Below are 22,999 nucleotides of genomic sequence, written 5' to 3'. Positions count from 1 at the left end.
GCACGAAGGCGACCCTGGGGTCGCCTTCGTTCGTTTCGCGAATCTGAAATTCGCGCGACATGCTTACTTTTTCTTGCGTACGTACAGCACCAGATTGTGATCAACCATCTCGAAACCATACTTGTCGACGATGGCTTTCTGCAGGCGCTCGATTTCTTCGTCGAAGAATTCGATCACTTCGCTGGTTTCGACGTTGACCATATGGTCGTGATGCTTGCCGTCATCCAGCTCAAAGACCGCGTGGCCTCCGTCGAAGTTGTGCCGCACCACAAGGCCAGCTGCCTCGAACTGAGTCAGTACACGGTAAACCGTGGCCAGACCGACGTCCTCACCAGCCTCCATCAGCGCCTTGTAAACATCTTCGGCACTCATGTGGCGTTGCTCGGCGGAATCGAGCATTTGCAGAATTTTGACCCGTGGCAGGGTCACTTTGAGGCCGGCTTTGCGTAGTTCGCTATTTTCAACCATGGTCAGCTTTCTCGCGATGCTGCTTCGCAGCTTCTCTTAATGCGGGTATGATCGGCGTTTACGTTGTCCCAGCCAAGATAGTGGAAGTCGCCCACCGATGCAAAACACCAAGCTCTTGCTAACCAGTTTCACCTTTGTGGGACTGCTCGCACTCGCCGGTTGTTCATTCCCCGGGGTTTACAAAATCGACATCCAGCAGGGCAATGTCGTCACGCAGGACATGATAGACCAGTTACGCCCGGGAATGACCCGCAAGCAAGTACGGTTTATCATGGGCAACCCTCTGTTGACTGACACGTTCCATGCCGATCGCTGGGATTATCTGTACAGCCTGCAACCGGGTGGCGGTGAACGCCAACAGGAACGCATTAGCGTTATCTTCAACCCAAATGACCAGCTTGTCAGCCTCTCTGGTGATTTCATGCCAGGCGTGAGCCGCGACGAAGCCATTCTCGGCAAGGACAGCGGCACCACAGTCGCTGCGCCAGTGGAAAACGTCGAGAAGCCGAAACCAGAAAAACCGGCCAAGCCTGGTTCGTTGCTGGATCAGATCCAGAAGGACGTCGACGGTGTAGAAACCGTTCCAGTCCCGACGCCAGAACCGCTGGACACCACGCCGCAATAATTTGCGACGCAATAAAAAACCCGGAATGTCCGGGTTTTTTATTGTCTGGAATTTGATCGAATCACTGATTCCGTGCTTTGGCCTCGGCAGCCTTGGCTGCGCGCAACCGGCGAACCTCCTTCGGGTCGGCCAGCAAAGGTCTGTAAATCTCGATGCGATCCCCAGCCCGAACCCGTCGACTGTCCGGGTCAGCGATAACCTTGCCGAAAATCCCTACAGGACAAGCCGCCAGATCCAGCTCCGGAAACTCTGCACCAATGCCTGAGCATTGCACGGCGGCTCGCACCGTCGATGTTGCTGGCATCGTTACGCAGAGCAATACCTGGCGATCCACGGCGGCATACACCACTTCGACCTCAATCACCGACTCAACCATGTATCTGCTTGGCGCGCTGGCAGAACGCGTCCACCAGCGTGTTGGCCGCCTGATTGAACAAAGGCCCCAACGTTGCGCGAACAATCGGCCCGGCGTAGTCGAACGACAGGTCCAGACTGATCTTGCAGGCCTTCTCAGTCAGCGACTTGAACACCCACACGCCGTGCAATTGGGTGAAAGGACCTTCCTCGAGGTTCATTTCGATCGATTGCCCCGGCACCAGAGTATTTCTGGTGACGAAATGCTGGCTGAGGCCGCCCTTGGCCACACCCACGCTGGCACGCATGTACTCAGGCGAAATTTCCAGCACTTCGGCGGCCGAACACCACGGCAGAAACTCGGGGTAACGCGCTACGTCGTTGACCAGGTCATACAGCGCTTGTGCCGGATACGGCAGCAAGGCCGAACGTTGAATATGCGTCGTCATGTCAGCGTCACTTCCACAGCTGGGCGGCAAACACTACGAGAATGCCGATGGGCGCCACATAGCGCATCAAGAACAGGGACAGACCAAACAGCATCGGGCTGCGGATCGACAACTCGTCGCGCACCGCTTCACGCCCCATGATCCAGCCCGCAAACACCACGAAACACAAACCACCGAGTGGCAACATGATCCGTGAGGTAAAGAAATCGATCACACCAAAGAAGTCCAGACCACCGGTCGCCCCCCATTGGTAGAGGTGGAACATCCCGCCATCGTTCACGAAAAACTTGGCTTGCTTCCAGATATTGAAGGAAAACACGGTACCCAGACCGACGAACCAGCAGGAGAAAGCCAACCAGAACGTCACCCAGGCGCGGCGGATTTTGGTGCGTTCAACCAGGTAAGCCACCATGGGCTCAAGCAGCGAAATCGCCGAACTCCAGGCAGCCACCGCAACCAGCACGAAGAACACTACGCCCATCAACTGACCAAACGCTACGTTGCCGAAAGCAAATGGCAGGCTGACGAACATCAAGCCAGGGCCTTCGCTCGGGTTCAAGCCCGCTGCGAACACAATCGGAAACAACGCCAGACCAGCCACCAGCGAAACGAACGTATCCAGCAGCGCCACGCCCACGACGGTCCCGGAAATCGACGAATGCTTTGGCATGTAGGCGCCATAGATCATGATCGAACCGACACCGACGCTCAGCGAGAAGAACGCGTGCCCCATGGCAGGCAGCAAACCGTCGAGTACTTTTTCCGGGTGGAAGTCGAACATGAAATGCACGCCTTCCATGAAGTGGCCGGTGGTCATGCTGTAACCCAGCAGCACGATGACCATCACAAACAGCAGCGGCATCATGATCCGCAAGCTGCGCTCAAGCCCGGCGACCACGCCTTTGGCGATCACCACGGCAGACAACAGCATGAAAATCGTGTGCCAAAGTGTCAGGCGCCACGGATCGGCGATCACATTGCCGAAGTACGCGCCGACCTGGTCAGCCGTCACGCCCTGGAAGTCGCCTCGCCCCATGTCGATGATGTAATCCAGCGACCAGCCACCGACCACACTGTAGAACGACAGGATCAGCAACGCCGTGATCATCCCGGCAAATGCGCCCCACGACCATTTGGCCGAATGCCCCGCTTCAAGCGCCAACACCTTCAAGGCGTTGGCCGGACTTTGCCGGGCACGACGGCCTATCAGGGTTTCGGCCAGCATGACCGGCACACCGATCAGCGCGATACAGGCCAGAAACATCAGCACGAAAGCGCCGCCGCCATAGACGCCGACCATGTAGGGGAATTTCCAGATACTACCCAGGCCCACGGCCGAACCGGTCGCGGCGAGTATGAAGACCCAGCGGCTAGCCCAACTGCCGTGGACAGAAACCTTGTCTGTCGACATCGTTATCACGCCCAAGCGTTCAAAAAAGAGGCCGCATTGTCCGGGATTCAATCAACCTGCTCAAGCACGTAGCGATACCGTAGCCGACTCGCGCGCAACTCCCTATAATGCCGCCCCTATGGCTAAACAGAAGAAACACCCAACAGGGACCATCGCGCAGAACAAAAAGGCGCGACACGATTACTTCATCGAACATCGGTTCGAGGCTGGTCTGGTCCTGGCCGGCTGGGAAGTAAAAAGTCTGCGGGCAAGCAAGCTGCAACTGGTCGACAGTTACGTGCTGCTCAAGGATGGCGAAGCCTGGCTGCTTGGCAGCCACATTACGCCCCTGATGACCGCCAGCACCCACGTCATCGCTGACCCGACCCGCACCCGAAAGTTGCTGCTCAACCGCCGCGAGCTGGAAAAGCTCGCCGCGGCCGTGCAACAGAAAGGTTATGCCTGCGTATGCTTGTCCTGGTACTGGAGCAAGCACATGGTCAAGTGCGAGATCGCACTGGGCAAGGGCAAGAAGGAATACGACAAGCGTGATACCGAACGCGAGCGCGACGCCGGTCGCGAGTTGCAGCGTGCGGTGCGCAACAAGGGCAAGGAAGATTAATTCTCTTTCTGCCTGAGACCGCTTTCGCGAGCAAGCCCGCTCCCACATTGGATTTGTGAACGACACAAAACAAATGTGGGAGCGGGCTTGCTCGCGAAGGCGATAGCACAAGCACCACAAAGCCCCACTGACTACATCCCCTTGCGCCGCTCCGCCCGAGCCATGCGCTGCACTTCCTGACGCACTTCCTCCAGCACTTCCTGCACATACAAAATGTGCCGGCTGGAGACTTCCCGCGCCTGCTCCGCCCGCCCCTCGATAATCGCCAGGTACAACTCCCGGTGCTGCGTGATCAGCATGTCGCGGGTTTCGGTGCGCTGCTTGTACATGCCGCCAATATTGGTCACCACGTTGCGCTTGAGCAGATCGAACAGCCCGCGAATGGTGTGCAGCAACACCGCGTTATGACTGGCCTCGGCAATTGCCAGGTGAAATTTCGCATCTGCCGCACCCTCTTCAGCCCGACTGACGTCATCGTGACGCGAATAACAGTCCTGCAACTCATCAAACGCGGCCGTCAGCCGCTCACGGTCCACATCGGTGGCACGCAAGGCCGCGTAGTAAGCGCAGGACGCTTCCAGCGTGTGGCGAAACTCCAATAGATCGCGTTGCGCCTCAGGGTTATTTTCCAACAGCTGCAGCAATGGATCGCTGAAGGTCGACCCCAACGAATCGACGACGTAATTGCCACCGCCCTGGCGACTGACCAGCAAACCCTTGGCCGCCAGCTTCTGAATCGCCTCGCGCAATGAAGGGCGTGACACACCGAACTGCTCAGCCAGCGTGCGCTCGGCCGGCAAGCGCTCACCAGGCTTCAGCGTGCCTTCCAGGATCATCCCTTCGAGCCGCTCGACAATATCGTCAGACAAACGGCGCTGACGAATCTGATCAAACCCCATAACTCAATTCTCCACGATCCCGACAGCTTGCCGGGATCTCTATTCTGGCCTATTGGCGCGACGCCAGCATCTGGCAAGACGACGCTCGATCAAACCGATCCGATGCGCTGCACACGGCTTATTCGACAAAAGTTTTAGGGCGGCAAATTGACACGCCGCGCATAAGGCTTTTACCCTAGCCAACAGCGATTGTAAATTGGTATTACCAATTAACCAAAAACGCTGCCCAGTGCCTGACCAACAACAATTAGGGGCCACCCCATATGCAAACCTGGCAACAGCTCTACACCCCGCTCGGCAGTCTCGGCGTCTCCGCCCTCGCAGCCGTCATCCCTATCGTGTTTTTCTTCCTGGCGTTGGCGGTGTTCCGCCTCAAAGGTCATGTGGCCGGCAGCATCACCCTGGCGTTATCCATCGCCGTGGCGATTTTTGCCTTCCAGATGCCGGTCGACATGGCGTTCGCCGCCGCCGGTTATGGTTTCGCCTACGGTCTCTGGCCCATCGCCTGGATCATTGTGGCGGCGGTGTTCCTCTACAAACTGACGGTCAAGAGCGGTCAGTTTGAAGTCATCCGCAGCTCGGTACTGTCGATCACCGACGACCAGCGCTTGCAGGTTTTGCTGATCGGCTTCTGCTTCGGCGCTTTCCTGGAAGGTGCAGCCGGTTTCGGCGCGCCGGTAGCGATTACCGCCGCACTGCTCGTTGGCCTGGGCTTCAATCCGCTGTATGCCGCGGGCCTGTGCCTGATTGCCAACACCGCGCCGGTAGCCTTCGGCGCCCTGGGCATCCCGATCATCGTCGCCGGGCAAGTGACCGGCATCGACGCGTTCAAGATCGGCGCCATGACCGGTCGCCAACTGCCGCTGTTGTCGCTGTTCGTGCCGTTCTGGCTGGTGTTCATGATGGACGGCCTGCGCGGCGTTCGGGAAACTTGGCCTGCTGCCCTGGTGGCTGGACTGAGCTTCGCCATCACCCAATACTTCACGTCCAACTTCATTGGACCGGAACTGCCGGACATCACCTCGGCCCTGGCCAGCCTGATTTCGCTGACCCTGTTCCTGAAAGTCTGGCAGCCGAAACGCGCCGCGGGCCAACACATTGTCGGTGCCGTCTCCGCGTCCGTGGTGACCGCCAGCGCCGGCGGCTTCGGTCAACCGCGCACCACCGTGGCCTCGCCTTACAGCCTCGGTGAAATTTTCAAAGCCTGGTCACCGTTCCTGATCCTCACCGTACTGGTCACCATCTGGACCCTGAAACCGTTCAAAGCCATGTTCGCTGCTGGCGGCTCGATGTACAGCTTCGTATTCAACTTCGCCATTCCGCACCTGGACCAAATGGTGATCAAGGTTGCTCCGATCGTGGCGGCGCCGACTGCCATTCCGGCGGTGTTCAAACTTGACCCGATTTCCGCGACCGGCACGGCGATTTTCTTCTCTGCGCTGATCTCGATGCTGGTTCTGAAGATCAACATCAAAACTGGTCTGACCACTTTGAAAGAGACCTTCTACGAACTGCGCTGGCCGATCCTGTCCATCGGTATGGTGCTGGCGTTCGCTTTCGTCACCAACTACTCGGGCATGTCTTCGACCATGGCTCTGGTGCTGGCGGCGACGGGTGCAGCGTTCCCGTTCTTCTCGCCGTTCCTCGGCTGGCTGGGCGTGTTCCTGACCGGTTCCGACACCTCCTCCAACGCACTCTTCAGTTCGTTGCAAGCAACCACCGCGCACCAGATCGGCGTCAACGATGTGTTGCTGGTGGCGGCAAACACCAGTGGCGGCGTGACCGGCAAGATGATCTCGCCACAATCGATCGCCGTGGCCTGCGCCGCGACCGGTCTGGTGGGCAAGGAATCGGATCTGTTCCGCTTCACCCTCAAGCACAGCCTATTCTTTGCAACGATAGTCGGCTTGATCACCCTGGCCCAGGCCTACTGGTTCACCGGCATGCTGGTGCACTAAGTACTACACGTTAAAAAGCAAAAACCGACGCCGGACCACGATTCCGGCGTCAGCAATTCACAACCCGGTCTGCAAGGCTGCTGAAAGCTTCCCTCTCTATATTCAGCAGCCTCAGCGGACGGATAACCGGGACCACCCGGAGACACGCCTGATGAGCGAGCTTTTTTACAACGCCGTGCCGAATGCGACCCGCGTCGCCCCGCCACTGCACGAGCCTCGGCAATACCCTAGCGAGAAACCGTCACGGGTTTACCTGTTCGGAACCTGCGTGGTGGACTTGTTCTACCCCGAAGCCGGAATGGACGCGATTCACTTGCTGGAACGCGAAGGCATTCGTGTCGAGTACCCGCAAGGGCAAAGCTGCTGCGGACAACCGGCCTACACCTCGGGTTACACCGAGCAGGCAAGGACGGTGGCGCGCTCGCAACTGGCGCTGTTTGCCGGGGATTATCCGGTGGTGGTGCCGTCGGGATCGTGTGCCGGGATGTTGCGCGAACACTACGCCGACTTGTTCAAGGACGAGCCGCAGACGTTGAAACAGGTTCGGGCCTTGGCGGCCAGGACGTATGAGCTGGCCGAGTTCCTGCTGTTTGTCTGCAAGGTGCAGCTCAAGGACAGCGGCGAGCCGGTCAAAGTGGCGCTGCACACGTCGTGCTCGGCACGCCGCGAAATGAACACCCACCTGCACGGTCGCGAGTTGTTGGCGCAATTGAGCAACGTAGAGCGGGTCAATCACGATCACGAAAGTGAATGTTGTGGCTTTGGCGGGACGTTCAGCGTCCGTATGCCAGACATTTCCGGTGCGATGGTGGTGGACAAGACCCGGTCGTTGAAGGAGTCCGGCGCGCACAAGGTACTCAGTGCCGACTGCGGTTGCCTGATGAACATCAACGGCTCGCTGGAGAAACAAAAGGAAGCGCTGCGCGGCCAACACCTGGCCAGTTTTCTCTGGCAGCGAACCGGAGGTGCCCAATGAGCACTTCCTCGATTATTCCTACGGTTGCCGTAGAAGAGGATTTTCGCGCCCGGGCTCACAAGGCTTTGGACGACAAGCAACTGCGAAACAACTTTCGCACTGCGATGGATTCACTGATGACAAAACGGGCAGCGTCCTTCAGCGATGCCCACGAAAGAGAACATTTGCGAGCGCTGGGCAATACTGTCCGCGCCCGTGCGTTATCCAAGTTGCCCGACCTGCTCGAGCAGCTTGAACAGAACCTGACCCGCAACGGTGTGACAGTGCACTGGGCGGAAACGGTGGACGAAGCCAATGGCATCGTCCTCTCGATCATCCGCGCTCACGAGGGGCGGCAAGTGATCAAGGGCAAATCGATGGTCAGCGAAGAGATGGAGATGAACCATGTCCTCGAGGCTCAAGGCATTGAATGCCTGGAGTCGGACATGGGTGAGTACATCGTCCAGCTCGACCACGAGAAGCCTTCACACATTATTATGCCGGCGATCCACAAGAATGCCGGTCAGGTCGCGTCCTTGTTCCACGACAAACTTGGCGTGGAATACACCAAGGACGTTGACCAACTCATTCAGATCGGTCGCAGAGTCTTGCGGCAGAAATTCTTCGAAGCGGACATCGGCGTCTCCGGCGTCAACTTCGCCGTGGCCGAAACCGGCACCCTGTTGCTGGTGGAAAACGAAGGCAACGGGCGCATGACCACCGCTGTCCCACCCGTGCATATCGCCGTGACCGGCATCGAAAAAGTCGTGGAAAACCTGCGTGACGTGGTGCCACTGCTGTCGCTGCTGACCCGCTCGGCGCTGGGCATTCCGATCACCACCTACGTCAACATGATCTCCGGCCCACGCCAGGAGCATGAACTCGACGGCCCCCGGGAAGTGCACCTGGTATTGCTCGACAACGGTCGCAGCCAGGCGTTTGCCGACAGCGAATTGCGCCAGACCCTGAACTGCATCCGCTGCGGTGCCTGTATGAATCATTGCCCGGTCTACACCCGAATCGGCGGCCACGCCTATGGGGAGGTTTACCCTGGGCCTATCGGAAAAATCATCACGCCGCATATGGTCGGCCTGGCGAAAGTACCGGACCACCCCAGCGCTTCATCCCTGTGCGGCGCTTGCGGCGAAGTCTGCCCGGTAAAAATTCCTATCCCTGCATTGCTGCGTCGCCTGCGGGAAGAGAACGTCAAAGCCCCGGACAGCCCGAATCAGGTCATGCGCGGTCAAGGCAGCAAGTATTCGCGCAAGGAGCGGTTCATCTGGAACGCCTGGGCCAGGCTCAACAGTTCGCCGACGCTTTATCGCCTGTTCGGTTTTTTCGCCACTCGCCTGCGTGCCCTCACGCCGAACAATGTCGGCCCCTGGACGCAAAACCACAGCGCGCCAAAGCCCGCCGCCCGCTCACTGCACGACATGGCCCGCGAACACCTGGCCAAACAGGGAGACCGTTGATGAGCGCCAAGCAAAACATCCTTGCCAAGTTACGGAAAAGTCTGACCGGCACTACGCCCGTGCCTGACGAATTCGACGTCGAACTGGTGACCGCGCCCTACACCTACACACCTGAACAACGCATTCCACAACTGCGCAAACTGATGGAAGCGGTGCACACCGAAATCCATCTGACCTCCAGCGAAGCCTGGCCTGCATTGCTCGCCCAACTGCTGCGTGATCGCCAGTTGCCAAGCCTGCTGATCGCCCCGACGACGCCCCACGGTCAACGCATCACTGCGCACTGGACGAATCATCCTGAGCTGCCGGCGCTCAAAGCCTACGACCGTCCAGTTGAAGAGTGGAAAGCCGAGCTGTTCAACGACACCCCGGCCAGCCTCACCGGCACCCTTGGCGCCATTGCCGCAACCGGCAGCCTGATTCTCTGGCCGACGCGTGAAGAACCGCGCTTGATGAGCCTGGTACCGCCGGTGCATTTCGCGCTGCTCAAGGCCAGTGAAATCCGCGACAACTTCTATCAGGTGCAGCAGGAATTCAATTGGGCCCAAGGCATGCCGACCAACGCTTTGCTGGTATCCGGCCCGTCGAAAACTGCGGACATCGAACAAGTCCTGGCCTACGGCGCGCATGGACCGAAAGACCTCGTGGTTCTGATCCTGGAGGACCAATGAGTCTACCGACGGCGTTCCTCAGAGATGCAGAAAAACTGATCCCCCACGAGCGACGTTTCGACGACCCGCTATCGACCCTGGCCTTTGGCACTGACGCCAGTTTCTATCGGCTGATTCCGAAGCTGGTGATTCGCGTCGAGTCGGAAGACGAAGTGGTCTCGCTACTCAAGTTGGCGCAACGGGATCATGTCCCGGTAACGTTCCGCGCCGCCGGCACCAGCCTGTCTGGTCAAGCCATCAGCGATTCGGTGCTGATCGTGTTGGGGGATAACTGGAATGGTCGCGAGATCCGCGGCCAAGGCACGCAAATCCGTCTGCAACCGGGCGTGATCGGCGCGCAGGCCAACGCCTGGCTGGCACCGTTCGGCCGCAAGATCGGCCCGGACCCGGCCTCGATCAACGCCTGCAAAATCGGCGGTATCGTCGCCAACAATGCCAGCGGCATGTGCTGCGGCACGGCGCAGAACACCTATCACACCCTGGCCGGCATTCGGCTGGTGCTGGCCGATGGCAGTCGCCTCGATACCGAAGATTCGGCCAGTGTCGCGGCGTTTCGCCAAAGCCACGCCTCGTTGCTCGAACGCCTGGCGACCTTGGGCCGCGAGACCCGCGCCAATGCCGAATTGGCTGCGCGAATCCGCCACAAATACCGTCTGAAAAATACCACCGGCCTGTCACTCAATGCGCTGGTGGATTTCGACGAGCCTGTGGATATCTTGAGCCACTTGCTGGTGGGTTCCGAAGGCACCCTCGGTTTTATCAGTGCCGTAACGTACGACACGGTGATCGATCACCCGAACAAGGCGTCCGCGCTGATCGTATTCCCGGATGTGGAAACCTGCTGCAACGCCGTCAGCGTACTGAAAAGCCAGCCGGTGTCGGCCGTGGAACTGCTCGATCGCCGCAGCCTGCGCTCGGTGCAAGACAAACCCGGCATGCCGTCTTTCGTACAACACCTGTCGAACAATGCCTGCGCGCTGCTGATCGAATCCCGCGCCGCATCGTCCACATTGCTGCAGGAACAACTGGCGCAGATCATGGCGTCGCTGTCTTCGTTCCCGGTGGAGAAACAGGTCGACTTCACCGAAGACCCGGTGGAAAACGCCCGTCTCTGGGCGATCCGCAAAGACACCTTCCCCGCCGTCGGCGCCGTGCGCAAAACCGGCACCACGGTGATCATCGAGGACGTGACGTTCCCGGTGGAACAACTGGCCATCGGCGTCAATCGCCTGATCGAGTTGTTTGACAAACATCACTACGACGAAGCGATCCTTTTCGGACACGCACTGGAAGGCAATCTGCACTTTGTCTTCACCCAAGGCTTCAACAACCCGGAAGAAGTCGCACGCTATCAAGCGTTCATGGACGACGTGGCGCAGTTGGTGGCGGTGGAATTCGGCGGCTCGTTGAAGGCCGAACACGGCACCGGTCGCAACATGGCGCCGTTCGTTGAGCTGGAATGGGGCAGCGATGCCTACCAATTGATGTGGCAGCTCAAACGCCTGCTCGACCCCAACGGCATTCTCAACCCGGACGTGGTGCTCAGCGAAGACCCGCAGATCCACCTCAAGCACCTCAAACCATTGCCGGCCGCCGACGAGATTGTGGATAAGTGCATCGAGTGCGGTTTCTGTGAGCCGGTCTGCCCCTCGAAAGGCCTGACCCTGAGCCCGCGCCAGCGCATCGTGATCTGGCGGGATATTCAGGCGAAAAAGCGGGCGGGCGCTGATACCACCGAACTCGAAGCGGCCTACGAATACCAAGGCATCGACACTTGCGCGGCCACCGGTCTTTGCGCTCAACGTTGCCCTGTCGGCATCAATACCGGCGAGCTGGTGAAAAAAGCTGCGCAGCCGTCACGCAACACGTACGAAAACTGCCAACTGGCTGGAAGGCACTTTCGCCACGGCGCTGCAAGGTGCACGTTTCACTCTGCACGTCGCCAATGGCGCACGGATGCTGCTGGGAGCACCACGCCTGGCGAAACTTTCGGCGACGCTGACGAAGCTGTCCAAAGGTCAGGTCCCGCAATGGACCAACGCCATGCCGCAGCCGGAAAAAGCCATTCGCTTCAGCCCCACCGTATCGGACGAACGCCCTCGCGTGGTGTACCTGGCGGCGTGCGTGTCGCGGGTCATGGGCCTGGCGGCGGCGGATAAAGAGCAGATGTCGCTGTACGACAAAACCCGTGGGCTGCTGGAAAAAGCCGGTTACCAAGTGGTCTTCCCGGACAACCTGGACAACCTCTGCTGCGGGCAGCCATTCGCCTCCAAAGGCTACGCCGAACAGGCCGAACACAAGCGCCAGGAGCTGATCGGTGCATTACTGCACGCCAGTCGCGGCGGGCTTGATCCGATTTATTGCGACACCAGCCCGTGTACGTTACGGCTGGTTCAAGACCTGGGGGAAGTTCGACTCGACCTGTACGACCCGGTGCGTTTCATCCGTACGCATTTGATGGATCGCCTCGACTTCACACCGCAGGAAGCGCCGATTGCAGTGCACGTCACGTGCAGCACTCAGCACCTTGGGGAAAGTCAGGCGCTGATCGAACTGGCGCGCAAATGCAGTAAAAACGTGGTGATTCCTGAAGGTATTCACTGCTGCGGGTTTGCCGGTGACAAAGGTTTCACGACGCCCGAACTGAACGCCCACTCGCTGCGCACGCTCAAGGACGCGGTTCAGCAGTGCAGCGAAGGGATCTCTACCAGCCGCACTTGTGAGATTGGTTTGACGCAACATGGCGGCATTGACTACCACGGACTAGTCTATCTGGTGGACCGCGTTACCCAGGCTAGGGTGCCCTGATAGCAGGATCTAAAGGAAGAAGCATAGGCATGCCGTGCTTATGCTTCTTGCTGGAAACGACAGATTTAAAGCAAAAAAAAGAACCCTGACGTGCCGCCGCAGTCCACTGACCAAGTCCCGCTAATGCGGGACCTCCTAAAAAATCGGTAGACCGTTTTGATGGCCAGCAATGCCTGGTCCTTCAGTCCAAGGAGAAACACATGAATCGTTCTGTGCTTTTAGGTTTGTTCGTTACTGCTTCCATGATGGCTTCCACTTCGTTTGCGGCCGAAAAAACCCAATGCGATGTCAACCTGCAAACCATTGAAAACGGCAAGGCACAGGTTCCTCAGGAAATGGCGGACCAGGTGGAGGCCTCCGTCAAGCAGGCCAAAGCCGACCAGGCAAAAGGCACCAAGGAAGGTATTGATGATTGCATCGCCGAGACCAACGACATCATCAAGACCATCACCGACGCGCACAAAGGCGGGAAGTAACTCAGCTCCGGGCCAACCTTCGGGTTGGCCTTCTGGGCCGTGTTGGCGTGCTGCCTCCAGCAAATACGAAGCAAACCAAAACCCGTCAATTGCGGGTTTTGTCGCATCTGGGGTCTGGTAATCCGTTTTAGTGCCATTGCTCCTGTCACACAGTTTTTTCATCGCTTTTCTGCAAAAACCGAATTCCTGTGCCGCTCCGTAGTCTTTTGGATAAGCCCATCAATCGTGGATTATTTTTCAGACTCGGCCGAGCCGCCCGCCCATGCGGCAGCACCGAGACCATCAGTTCGAGGAGATACCCATGAAACGTACCGCACTCGCTGGTCTGTTCATTTCTGCTGCAATGCTGGCCTCTCCCGTATTTGCTGCGGACAACAACCTGTGTACGAGCAAGCTGCAAGAGCTCGAAGCCAAAGTGAATTCGCTGCCAGCGACCTCCAGCAATGCGCCGGAGATCAAAAGACTGTTGGCCAGCGCCAAGGCTTCACAAGCCGCCAACGATGAAAAAAAATGCGCCACCGAGGCCAGCCAGGCATTGTCGATGGCAAATTGAACAAGGAACCACCCCATGATCAATCGAGGCCAACCTTGCGGGTGGCCTTCTGAGGCGTGTTGGCGTACACTGCAGAGGCTTGTTGCTCACTTTGATTCACGGAGCAACAGGCTCGGGGCCGTTTAGGATTCGACGCCGGTTGCGAAACTTTAGGTGCATGCCGAGTTGGTAACAGAACTCGTAAATCCACTGTTGCAACTACTTATAGTTGCCAATGACGAAACCTACGGCCAGGAATTCTCTCTCGCTGCGTAAGCAGCTTTAGATCCTGAGCTTCTGGTACCTTCGGGTCCAGCAATCACCAGGGGATGTCTGTAAACCCAAAGTGATTGTCATATAGAACAGAATCGCCGTGCAGTACGTTGTGGACGAAGCGGCTAAAACTTACACAACTCGCCCAAAGCACCCTGCCCTTCGGGTCGCTGAGGGTTAACTTAATAGAAACGGCTACGCATGTAGTACCGACAGCGGAGTACTGGCGGACGGGGGTTCAAATCCCCCCGGCTCCACCACCACCTGTCACAAAGCCCCGACTTTCGGGGCTTTGTGCTTTCTGGACCTGCTCTTTCCGGCAGGTGTGCCATTGAGGTGTGACATTCTTGTGGGGCATCACTCGGTCCCCCCTGCATGAAACGCAACCCTTCCTACCTGACCCTCAATCGTCATGGCACCTTCTATTTCCGCATCGTGATTCCAGTCTCCCTGCGCACCATACTCAATGGCCAGCGAGAAATTAGACGAACCTTGAAAACAGACAGTCGTCGATTGGCCTGCAAACGTGCCCGGCAGTATGCTGCCCGCTACGAAGCAACATTTGACAGAGTGATTAAGATGGTGATGCGCGACGAGCTCGGCCTTACTGAATCCGACTATGCGGAAATGATGGAACTGATGGAACTGATGGAGCCCATCCCTGACTTTTCTGACCCGCTTGATGCAAACAAGCCTGTTGAACCAATCCTATCGAACGAAGAAATTGAGACTCGACAGCGCCGCCGAGAGGTGGAGCGCTTACTCGCTGGCGCTTACGGGCGATCCATTCCCGTTGAGCTGGAGCCCCTGGCTACACAACTGCTTGAGCACTCACGAACCTATCAGCCAACCGAACTTCGCAGTGCATTACCGAAACTTCGCGATGAGCTTGTTCGGCTCGGCCTCTCCCCACAGCAGGGCACGACAGCGGCTACAAACGCACTCTACACGCCTTCGAAATACGATCCGGAGATGACTGACTGGACCTTGTATGAGGTCTGGAAGCATCAATTGGGGGCGGGACAAAGCCGACACTTCCTCAAAAGGAGGTCAGGCGAACCACGGAGGCACACGCGAAGAGTCAGAACGCCGCGCCCGGGTCATGACTGTTCTCACGCGGCACAAGCCTGTAACACGATTGAGCAAGCTCGACTGGCAGACGGCTTATGACGATGCCAAGAGGATTAAGATCGGCGCCAATGCATCCGTTTCACCAGAAGCGACGGCTGTCGAAGAGATTCTGACTGACGACCCTGAGCAGATGATTGGACATGAGCGAGTGAGTGCGCTCATTACGGCAATGAAGCAGATCCAAAACCATGCAAGGCACCTCGACCTGACATTGGTCAGGGTAGATGATTTGATCATCAAACCGGTGCAAGAGAGGAAGACTGTACGCCTCGAAAAGGTGTGCCGTTTTCACCGGATGACGTAGAAGCGATCTTCTCCGGATACATCTTCCGAGGCGCGATCCCGCCTGAGCGAACGAAGGCATATCCGTTTTGGTTCTGGATGCCGATAGTGGGCTACTACACAGGCGCACGCACGAATGAGATCGCACAGCTTGATGTAACAGATATTAGGGTGATTGAGGGGCACCCATGTTTCGACATCTGCGCCGACGAACCAAAAGTGTTTGAGGCAAAGCGGGTCAAGAAGCATGAAGCCAGACAAGTGCCGATTCACCCACGCCTGATTGAGCTGGGCTTCCTCGACTTTGTTGAAAGCCAGAGACATGCCCGTCAGAAAAAGCTGTTTGGCGATGGCCTCACCTACCTTCGTCCTCGCGACGACGACACCGAGCACAACAAGGAAGGATGGGCCAAATCTGCCGGTAAATTTTTCAATGAAAAACCTAAGGGGTATCTAGTAAAAATAGGTGTTCACGTTTCCAACGACGGAAAAAGTCTCTACTCATTCCGACACACACTAGAGACAAATCTGCGCCATGCACGACGTGACGGCAAACCGGTGGATCAAAGCATCATTGATGCCATCACAGGCCACGCCCCCGACACTATAGCGAGCAAATACTATGATGGAGGTGCGACCATTCAACAAAAATTTGACGCTCTGCTACATCAACCACTGCCAGCATCCTTAGCGAATCTCACCAGCTATCAAGCAGATTTCGTCGATCGGTTCGGGGATATTCTGACCAAAAGTCTTGCGGCTCATCGAAAGAAGCATCCGCGCAACCTATGACTTACCTGACAACCTACTGAGCCACCAAAGAGCCTGCACCTCTGCTGCACGCCCGGATTTGCTTGGCGCGTGCGGCAGAAGAGCACAATCTCTCAAACTGAATATACTGGCTACTTTGCATCCACTTGTCCCGGAAACCACGCTCGCCATGCTGCATCACTACACCACAGTGAAAACCCTCGAATTGATTCTTCAGCATCAAACGCTGCGGTTCACTCGAATGGACCAGTTTGATGACGTAAGCGAAGGCCGGTCGCTGGGCCCCTTACCTTTCGGAGCGCGAATGTTTGCAAGCTGTTGGTCTGCAGCCGATGAGGAAAGCATTCCACAGTGGGCGATGTACGGAGACGCCATGCGGGGAGTCCGACTATCCTTGCGCTCTGACCCTTTCACTTGGCATCCAATCGATATCAGGTGGCACGACAATTTTCAGTTCATTGACCTAGAAGCTCCATACAGCATTGAGGAGATGCTCGCCGCGAACATCACGCTAATCCCCACGCCCTTGATGAAACAGACATTTGGTCGGCCAGTAAACTACGTTTCGGATGTCTCTGCCGCGATTGGACCATTTGTCACGATAACCGGTGACGACAGCATCACACTCCATGGTGAAGGCACTGAGATCGCATTCTTTAAGTCTGACTCGTGGGCATTCCAACAGGAGCATCGGTTCGTATTGGTCGCGGCGCCGGGTCCAACAGAGCCGTTTGCCGGCGACCCATCGGCATATATTGAATGTAGAAAAGCTTGGCATCGGAGTGGCGTCGATTTCATAAGGGGTATCCCCAGCCCCCTTCACATCGATTTGAAGCTTGACCGCAACGCGTTAAAGGATGCAACGATCTTGGTAGGACCTCTTGCACCTCCAGGCACTATGGAAATCGTTGAGTCGCTTATCGCTCGCTTTGCGGTAGGAGCCTCCGCCCGCGAAAGTAGTTTGAGGGGCTCGATTCGCCCAAAGTAGCTAGGCCGTCACCGGCGGATATATGTGATCTCGTAGGGCTCTACCCGCCTCCCTTTAGGCATTAGCTCGGTAGAGCCAGCAGAATGTTGTCACGATAAAGGCGGTATGCCAGCATGGAGTACCTGATCTAAGGACTGCACATGAACAAGCTGCTCACTACCGCGTTATTGCTGCTGATGACCGCTCACACGTCGGCCGCTACTTATGATCCTTGCATTGAAGCTGGCAACCAGATCCGAGAGATCGCAGAAGCCCGCGACGCAGGCGTCATGATGAGCAAGTTTCTGATTGAACGGACCGGGAAATTTAGTGACGACCAGGAACAGGAATCGTATTTTCGCGTTGCCGCCACTGTCTTCCTCAATCCAACTGCAACCGCCGAAAAACTCGAAGCTGCTGCGATTGATGGCTGCAGCCAAGAGTTCTAGTTATATATCGCCATTGCCCCCTCCCAACATCAATCCGGCGCTATCGAAGGAGTAGACGTATCTGGTAGCTCGATAGCCAGGAGAAAGTCACTATCAAATACCTATTGCAGATAGCTATGTGATTCAACTATCATTTGTCTATCGAACTTAACGATAAAGGATAGTCAGCAGTGAAAGCGCACCTCTACCTCAGAGCATCGACAAAAGACCAAGACGCCAACCGTGCAAAAGCTGCCTTAGTGTCGTTCGCTACCGAGAAAGGGTTGAGCATTGCTGGCGTGTATGCGGAGAACATCAGTGGAACCAAGCTTAACCGTGCAGAGCTGATCGCCTTGCTTGATTCGGCCGAAAGTGGAGACGTACTACTGGTTGAGTCTGTAGACCGGCTCAGCCGCCTCTCACAAACTGACTGGGACACGCTTAAAGCCACTATCAAGGGTAAGGGTCTCCGGCTAGTGGTAGCTGACCTGCCAACAAGCCACATGCTGGTTGAAGCGAAGGGAATCACTGGTCAAATAATGGACGTGATTAACAACATGCTGATCGATCTCATGGCAACCATGGCCCGGCTGGATCAAGAGAAACGCGTAGAGCGCATCAAGCAGGGCTTGGAGAACAAGAAGGCTGCTGATCCTGAATGGAAACCAACAGGCAAGAGTAAGAACACAGCAATATGGGCAGAAGTCGAGTCGTTGATTCAGAAGCATCCAACAATGTCTGCGGATCAAATTGCCAAGCTGGCTGATTGCGGAGTGGCAACGGTTTACCGCATCAAGCGCACGCTGAAACCTATGACGTCTCACGTTCTCGTCCCGAAGGAGGTCTGAAATGGCAGGCAAAAAGGCGACACCAGAGCAATGCACTCAAGCAGTCATCCTTCGAGAGGCTGGTTATACGCTCCCGGCAATCGCGAGCCGTTTAGATCTCAGTATTAGCACCGTGCAGCGCGTCCTCAGAGTGAACAAGGTTGTAGCTGGCGCCACCACACAGGCCCTCATCGAGAAAGCCCGAGAAGATATGCTCAATGCGGCCTATGCCCTAGAGCAAGTTCAACGCACCGCCGCTGCTTTGGTCTTGGACGATCTCGCTATCAGTCATCAGATCAGGGCGAAACTGGCGGATTGCGTTGGCCAGCTTGATCCAGCCGACTCCGGGACCCCCAGAGCTCTTGCAGCTAGCGCAACGACTCTGAAGCTCACACAAGACGTAACACGACGCGCTTTACCTCTTGATAAGCTGAACATGGCTCTGGACGTCGAGGAACTACCTGAGCTTCAGATTCATATCATGAGTGAATACGATGTAGCCAGAATGCGAGCGGAGCAACGCAAGGAGGAAGCCGAGCTGAACGGAGACACTGAAACGGTGGGAGATGAGATCGAAACACTGCACTGGCTTGAGCACAGGCAGAAGCAGCACGATGACACGTTGATGCTAAGCAATGACGACATCATCATGGAAGGGTTCTGACCAGCACTTGACCATGCCATGACCGGTCAGTGTCAAAGTCTTAGAACGCGGTGTAAGTATTGAACACCCTGGCGACATCCAGGAAGACATCAATTTGAAAATTCGTCCTTTCAGGACTGCATTCGAGCTAGGCCATGACAGACCCGCAAACCACCAATACGAGCGGTCCTTTTCCAAAATCTGCCACTTTAAAAGCGCCAGCAAAAAATCGCTGCACGCCAGCTGTCGCGGGCGTCGTGGCCGGCTTCTACACGTCCTACGTGAAGAACCCTAGCAGTATTAGCGATATTAGAAGTAGGGAAAGTAAGAGACCAGACACGGATCGACACGCTCATAGCCAACAATGCTCATCTCCAAGGATTAGCTCAAGAGGCTGCTCATGGTCTATCCCTTCCAGACTGGAAGAGAAGGTTGCCTGCTGATACGAAGAGAGCTTTCAGTTTCCTTGGCTTTGCACTGCGGCCTAATGCTCAAGCGTTCACATTTCGTCTAGGGCACGAAATCGCAGATGCTGCATTATCAGCCGCGAAGGGCCCGATAGATTTTCTCTCAGCGCTCATGAGAACGCGTGGGATCAGAGATATCGCCTTCGTCACAGAGTTCACCGACAGTAAAAGCCTAGAAAACCACCCCTTTCATATCCACGGCGTTGCCAGAATTCCGGGTGGCGTCTCAATTCAAAGCATCCAAGAATTGCTCGCCCCCAAACCAGATCTGAAGATAGACCCCCCGATAAAAGGTTACCGGTTGCGCGGAGACAATAAAGCTATCGAAGTTACTCAGCTTGAAACCCCGGGCGCTTGGGTATCGTACACAGGCAAAGAGATTGACTTCACCGCGCACCGGCTTCAGTCCGGTCCAGATTACGCAAGCCGGTCGGCCACTCTCGCAGGCCGCGAACTCTATGAGGCTATGCGCGCGTGGCTGCGCTAGTAAAGCGTCGTAGACAGGAACAGTAAGACAAAATAGAGCCCCTCAAAAACGGCCATCGACTGGCCTGCGAAGATGAGCCCGTGCCGGTTGAATCGCACAGATCTGGCCGACGTAACAGTATCGCCTTGCTCGCTTCCACGAGCTTTGTGCATTCCGGACGACCGTGTATAGGTGGCTCTAGAGGCTCTCAGGAAAGCGGTCGCGACGGATTACAGGCAGCGTCACAAAAACATCGCGGTCGACATTCAGAAGCATCGCAGCCCCGCGCATTAGCTATCTACTGCATCAAAGAACATCACCACAGCTGAAACTGTGACTGCGATGAAGCACAACGCACCCGGACTACAGCCCCCACATACTTCTTGTGAGGCCCAGACGCTCTATAGCGACATCGGAATCTGACTCAGGCATAGTCCTCCTTCGAATGAGAGCCAGTCACGCAGGTGAGCATGTTTTGGAAGAACTTAGCAGTTGTCGGCATAGCAGCATGCTGGCTCGCCGGCTGCGCTACCAGCCCAACCCCGGGAAACGTTGCGACACAAGTCCCGCTGGATCGCATTCTAGAAAAGAGTTATCTCACGCCGGACATTTACCGCACTGAGCTGGTGATGGTGGTACGAGATACGGGCTTTATGGGCAGCGGGCTTCAGCTCATCTTCAAGGTAGACACTCACCCGGTAGCCGCTTTGAAACCCGGGGAAAAGGTCGAGGTGTATCTTGCGCCAGGTAAATACGTTTTCGTGGCAGAGCAAAACCCTAACGTCTTCGACGAGCCTCCCGGCGAATCGGCGGTTGACATCATCCAAGGTCAGGGGAATAAATTCAGGCTACGCCTGATTCCTGAAGATGGCCCGAAATTCGAACGAACAATCCAACCGTAAATGAGTGGGTAAGTGAGGCCGAGAGCCCGATCGGGCAGAGGTCAGCCATGGATGTAAATTTTCAACTACTACCAATCGATGGCGAAATCGTCATTGTTGAAGACGATGTACTATTGCTTGGCTTGATGAAGGATATCCTGCTGGATGTCGGTGCGCAGTGCGTGGCATTTTCTACTGCCGATGACGCACTTATACATATGCTGGGTTCCGACACCCGGTGCGCGTTAATGATTGTTGATCACGGAGTACCGGGGCAGGTGCAAGGGGCTGAGCTTGCAGAACTTGTAAGACACAAGTGGCCAGAGACCCACATCATAATCACCAGCGGATGGACCCAAACGTTCATAGGCATCCCAGCCGGCACTGCCTTCCTTCCGAAGCCTTGGTCGCTGGAGGAACTCGTGAGAGCGGTTGCGAACCAGCTCCAGCCGGGCGTTCCACCCGACCGAAACATCTAGCTAGCGTCCCGTACGCTTTGATTCTGGCACCGTGCATCGAATGCGCAATGGCATACGAATCACGACCGCCGAATACGCAAAATCGCATCTGTAACTGCTCGTGCGTTTGTGTCCAGCGTTTCAAGCGCCTTGGTTGCATTGAACGAGACATCCCCAACGCCATTTTCAGCCAACCAGTTGGTGATTTCCTCCAAGGCAGCCGCAATGGCGTGTTGATTATGCAAAAGCAAGGTTAGTGCATCCGCCGTGGCGATTTTCACTTCTAAGTTGTCCATCGCTACCATCCTGGAATGATGAGCTGAAAATACTAGCTCATCCCACAGCGGCTCAGGCATGGAGCGCAGGCTATTTGAGGATGAAACTATCCAAAGCGCGCATGTCTCTTTTTGCGTCCGAGATCTGACTACGACACAGCCGTTGTTGCAGACTTAGATCTTCAGCCGATGGTGATGGATTACTCTTGATGCCTAGCCTGCCTATCGTCTCACCCTGCGCTTCGACACGTCGAATTAGTGCACGCACCTTCACAGGATCCGTCCCTGGATAGACCCTGAGCGCGTCTCTGAGACTGTCTACATAAGTAGCCCGCATGTCGTCGCGGTCACACTCGATTAAGCCTCCTAAAATCGTTCCAGAGCGTTCTACGATCTGTGAGATCTCATCTTTATCCTTCTTAGAAGGCGCCGATGTTGCGATGAGTGGGACGAGAAAAATTGCACACGCCAACCTTTTCATGACAAATCCTTATGTGTGGGGCCTAGTCAAGGACGCCAGGGGGGGGCAGAACGAGCAGTGACGCTTTGCAGTCAGGCATTACACACCCCATCGCGAAGAGTCCCTGCTTATCTCAGTAGTTCGCAATCAGTTGGCAACGACCTTCGTTGTCATGATGCAGTTGGTAGAGGCCTTCTCCCAGGGATTGTCAGACTCGCAGAAAGCCATGGGGGTCATGGGGGTTCCGTTTGCAGACCAAGAGTTGGATGGGACACGCTCGCGAATGTCACTAGCCTCTACTAGTCCGGAACATATCTTCTCCGAAGTCAGTACAGCGCCCTTTCCGCCGAAAGCAGGGCGGGTGTAGGTTTTAGCGTCGTAAGCTCTGACCACTTCGATAACAACGCAAGAGCTATCTTTTTGCTTGCCCTTATTAGCGAACTCACAGCGAGCCTCGCCGTTCATTTTGGCGCTGCAATCCGCCTGGATGTCGGCAAATACGGGAGTTGAAGCAAGTAGCGATACAACGAGCACGGTGGCTTTTTTCATCACGGAGGAACCTTGGTTCTAGGGGGAGAGGCATATGTGACGGTGGCAAACGACCTGACAAAGCCGAATTATGCTAATCACAGTATGTAGAACCATAGTATGCAGGCAGTCAGATTTGCAAGCATGACTATCAAGCCTCATGACTGCCCTCTCGTTAGTATATTCGCCGCGAACGTGCGACGTAGACGCCTTGAGCTCGACCTCTCTCAAGAGGCTCTTGCTGAGCGGGCCGGAGTCCATCGCACCTACATTGGAATGCTGGAACGCTCTGAAAAGAACGTCACGATCTACAACATCTGGAGGCTCGCCTCGGCTCTGGATGTTGCGCCCTCATCGCTTCTGATTGAATAGATACGCCCTTAGCATAGGAATACGCCGAGTCGATATCTCAGGCTGCCTGGTCCACGCTGAAGAGTTATTACGCGCTCTCGTTCCCTAACCC

General features: G+C 56.3%; 25 protein-coding genes, 1 other RNA gene and 1 pseudogene. 20 read left to right on the top strand and 7 right to left on the bottom strand.

The annotated features are described in order from the left end of the window. Positions 1–63: 63 nt before the first annotated feature. Positions 64–468, bottom strand: coding sequence for a ferric iron uptake transcriptional regulator (gene fur / locus AB4N76_RS18190; RefSeq protein ID WP_003197684.1), 405 nt, complete (start codon positions 466–468; stop codon positions 64–66). Positions 469–565: 97 nt separating this feature from the next. On the opposite strand from fur, the gene AB4N76_RS18185 reads away from it, so the two are divergent. Then, on the top strand, positions 566–1,093 hold the full coding sequence (locus tag AB4N76_RS18185) for an outer membrane protein assembly factor BamE (RefSeq protein WP_046031916.1): 528 nt from the start codon (positions 566–568) through the stop codon (positions 1,091–1,093). A gap of 61 nt (positions 1,094–1,154) precedes the next feature. Here the strand turns inward: AB4N76_RS18185 and AB4N76_RS18180 are convergent, their stop codons facing one another. Genes AB4N76_RS18180 through AB4N76_RS18170 form a run of 3 tightly spaced genes read right to left on the bottom strand, consistent with a single transcriptional unit; the run spans position 1,155 to position 3,307 of the window. Then, positions 1,155–1,469 carry an RnfH family protein gene (locus AB4N76_RS18180; protein ID WP_046031915.1) on the bottom strand — a complete coding sequence of 105 codons (315 nt, stop codon included), beginning with the start codon at positions 1,467–1,469 and terminating at the stop codon, positions 1,155–1,157. Beyond that, complete coding sequence (locus AB4N76_RS18175; protein ID WP_046031914.1) at positions 1,462–1,896, bottom strand: type II toxin-antitoxin system RatA family toxin; 435 nt, start codon at positions 1,894–1,896, stop codon at positions 1,462–1,464. Before AB4N76_RS18175 ends, AB4N76_RS18180 begins: the two co-directional genes overlap by 8 nt. Positions 1,897–1,903: 7 nt before the next feature. Continuing rightward, positions 1,904–3,307 (bottom strand): sodium-dependent transporter, encoded by a 1,404-nt coding sequence (locus AB4N76_RS18170; protein ID WP_109787586.1) that lies wholly within the window; start codon positions 3,305–3,307, stop codon positions 1,904–1,906. 118 nt (positions 3,308–3,425) lie between these two features. On the opposite strand from AB4N76_RS18170, the gene smpB reads away from it, so the two are divergent. After that, positions 3,426–3,908 (top strand): SsrA-binding protein SmpB, encoded by a 483-nt coding sequence (smpB, locus tag AB4N76_RS18165; RefSeq protein ID WP_028623113.1) that lies wholly within the window; start codon positions 3,426–3,428, stop codon positions 3,906–3,908. A 131-nt stretch (positions 3,909–4,039) separates the two neighbouring features. Here smpB and AB4N76_RS18160 read toward each other — a convergent pair whose 3' ends face one another. Further along, the gene (locus tag AB4N76_RS18160; RefSeq protein WP_046031912.1) at positions 4,040–4,807 is read right to left on the bottom strand and encodes a GntR family transcriptional regulator; all 768 of its coding nucleotides are present in this window, start codon (positions 4,805–4,807) and stop codon (positions 4,040–4,042) included. Positions 4,808–5,070: 263 nt separating this feature from the next. On the opposite strand from AB4N76_RS18160, the gene AB4N76_RS18155 reads away from it, so the two are divergent. From AB4N76_RS18155 to AB4N76_RS18075, 17 genes and pseudogenes are all read left to right on the top strand, one after another. Further along, positions 5,071–6,765 (top strand): lactate permease LctP family transporter, encoded by a 1,695-nt coding sequence (locus AB4N76_RS18155; RefSeq protein ID WP_046031911.1) that lies wholly within the window; start codon positions 5,071–5,073, stop codon positions 6,763–6,765. A gap of 151 nt (positions 6,766–6,916) precedes the next feature. Beyond that, a complete protein-coding gene (locus tag AB4N76_RS18150; protein ID WP_046031910.1) occupies positions 6,917–7,741 on the top strand; it encodes a (Fe-S)-binding protein in 825 nt (274 codons plus the stop codon). Next, the gene (locus AB4N76_RS18145; RefSeq protein WP_046031909.1) at positions 7,738–9,192 is read left to right on the top strand and encodes a LutB/LldF family L-lactate oxidation iron-sulfur protein; all 1,455 of its coding nucleotides are present in this window, start codon (positions 7,738–7,740) and stop codon (positions 9,190–9,192) included. The genes AB4N76_RS18150 and AB4N76_RS18145 overlap by 4 nt, the downstream gene beginning before the upstream one ends. After that, complete coding sequence (locus AB4N76_RS18140; protein WP_077430895.1) at positions 9,192–9,863, top strand: LutC/YkgG family protein; 672 nt, start codon at positions 9,192–9,194, stop codon at positions 9,861–9,863. The genes AB4N76_RS18145 and AB4N76_RS18140 overlap by 1 nt, the downstream gene beginning before the upstream one ends. Then, positions 9,860–12,671 (top strand): annotated as a pseudogene (locus tag AB4N76_RS18135) (FAD-binding and (Fe-S)-binding domain-containing protein). The gene AB4N76_RS18140 and the pseudogene AB4N76_RS18135 overlap by 4 nt, the downstream one beginning before the upstream one ends. 200 nt (positions 12,672–12,871) lie before the next feature. Next, positions 12,872–13,147, top strand: coding sequence for a hypothetical protein (locus AB4N76_RS18130; protein WP_046031906.1), 276 nt, complete (start codon positions 12,872–12,874; stop codon positions 13,145–13,147). A 301-nt stretch (positions 13,148–13,448) separates the two neighbouring features. Beyond that, positions 13,449–13,700: a hypothetical protein gene (locus tag AB4N76_RS18125; protein WP_077430897.1), complete on the top strand. Its 252-nt coding sequence runs from the start codon at positions 13,449–13,451 to the stop codon at positions 13,698–13,700. Between the two features lie 114 nt (positions 13,701–13,814). After that, positions 13,815–14,212: a transfer-messenger RNA gene (gene ssrA / locus AB4N76_RS18120) on the top strand. Positions 14,213–14,327: 115 nt separating this feature from the next. Continuing rightward, positions 14,328–15,122 carry a DUF6538 domain-containing protein gene (locus tag AB4N76_RS18115; RefSeq protein WP_460163355.1) on the top strand — a complete coding sequence of 265 codons (795 nt, stop codon included), beginning with the start codon at positions 14,328–14,330 and terminating at the stop codon, positions 15,120–15,122. Continuing rightward, positions 15,091–15,387, top strand: coding sequence for a hypothetical protein (locus tag AB4N76_RS18110; protein WP_460163354.1), 297 nt, complete (start codon positions 15,091–15,093; stop codon positions 15,385–15,387). The genes AB4N76_RS18115 and AB4N76_RS18110 overlap by 32 nt, the downstream gene beginning before the upstream one ends. After that, positions 15,363–16,157 (top strand): site-specific integrase, encoded by a 795-nt coding sequence (locus tag AB4N76_RS18105; protein WP_460163353.1) that lies wholly within the window; start codon positions 15,363–15,365, stop codon positions 16,155–16,157. The genes AB4N76_RS18110 and AB4N76_RS18105 overlap by 25 nt, the downstream gene beginning before the upstream one ends. Positions 16,158–17,264: 1,107 nt before the next feature. Further along, entirely contained in the window at positions 17,265–17,552 is a 288-nt protein-coding gene (locus AB4N76_RS18100) for a hypothetical protein (protein ID WP_460163352.1), read from the top strand. A 170-nt stretch (positions 17,553–17,722) separates the two neighbouring features. Next, the gene (locus AB4N76_RS18095) at positions 17,723–18,379 is read left to right on the top strand and encodes a recombinase family protein (RefSeq protein ID WP_460163351.1); all 657 of its coding nucleotides are present in this window, start codon (positions 17,723–17,725) and stop codon (positions 18,377–18,379) included. A gap of 1 nt (position 18,380) precedes the next feature. Then, positions 18,381–19,022 carry a hypothetical protein gene (locus AB4N76_RS18090; protein WP_460163350.1) on the top strand — a complete coding sequence of 214 codons (642 nt, stop codon included), beginning with the start codon at positions 18,381–18,383 and terminating at the stop codon, positions 19,020–19,022. A 411-nt stretch (positions 19,023–19,433) separates the two neighbouring features. Further along, positions 19,434–19,955 (top strand): hypothetical protein, encoded by a 522-nt coding sequence (locus AB4N76_RS18085; protein WP_460163349.1) that lies wholly within the window; start codon positions 19,434–19,436, stop codon positions 19,953–19,955. A gap of 449 nt (positions 19,956–20,404) precedes the next feature. Next, a complete protein-coding gene (locus tag AB4N76_RS18080; RefSeq protein WP_460163348.1) occupies positions 20,405–20,836 on the top strand; it encodes a hypothetical protein in 432 nt (143 codons plus the stop codon). A 47-nt stretch (positions 20,837–20,883) separates the two neighbouring features. Further along, positions 20,884–21,294, top strand: coding sequence for a response regulator (locus AB4N76_RS18075; RefSeq protein ID WP_460163347.1), 411 nt, complete (start codon positions 20,884–20,886; stop codon positions 21,292–21,294). A 59-nt stretch (positions 21,295–21,353) separates the two neighbouring features. Here the strand turns inward: AB4N76_RS18075 and AB4N76_RS18070 are convergent, their stop codons facing one another. Together AB4N76_RS18070 and AB4N76_RS18065 are read right to left on the bottom strand one after the other, a co-directional pair. Next, the gene (locus tag AB4N76_RS18070; protein WP_460163346.1) at positions 21,354–21,569 is read right to left on the bottom strand and encodes a hypothetical protein; all 216 of its coding nucleotides are present in this window, start codon (positions 21,567–21,569) and stop codon (positions 21,354–21,356) included. 586 nt (positions 21,570–22,155) lie between these two features. Further along, the gene (locus tag AB4N76_RS18065; RefSeq protein ID WP_460163345.1) at positions 22,156–22,557 is read right to left on the bottom strand and encodes a hypothetical protein; all 402 of its coding nucleotides are present in this window, start codon (positions 22,555–22,557) and stop codon (positions 22,156–22,158) included. A 99-nt stretch (positions 22,558–22,656) separates the two neighbouring features. On the opposite strand from AB4N76_RS18065, the gene AB4N76_RS18060 reads away from it, so the two are divergent. Further along, positions 22,657–22,908, top strand: coding sequence for a helix-turn-helix domain-containing protein (locus AB4N76_RS18060; protein ID WP_460163344.1), 252 nt, complete (start codon positions 22,657–22,659; stop codon positions 22,906–22,908). Positions 22,909–22,999: the final 91 nt, after the last annotated feature.

Source organism: Pseudomonas sp. S2_F03 (assembly GCF_054668335.1).
This window is presented reverse-complemented; position numbering and strand designations above follow the sequence as displayed.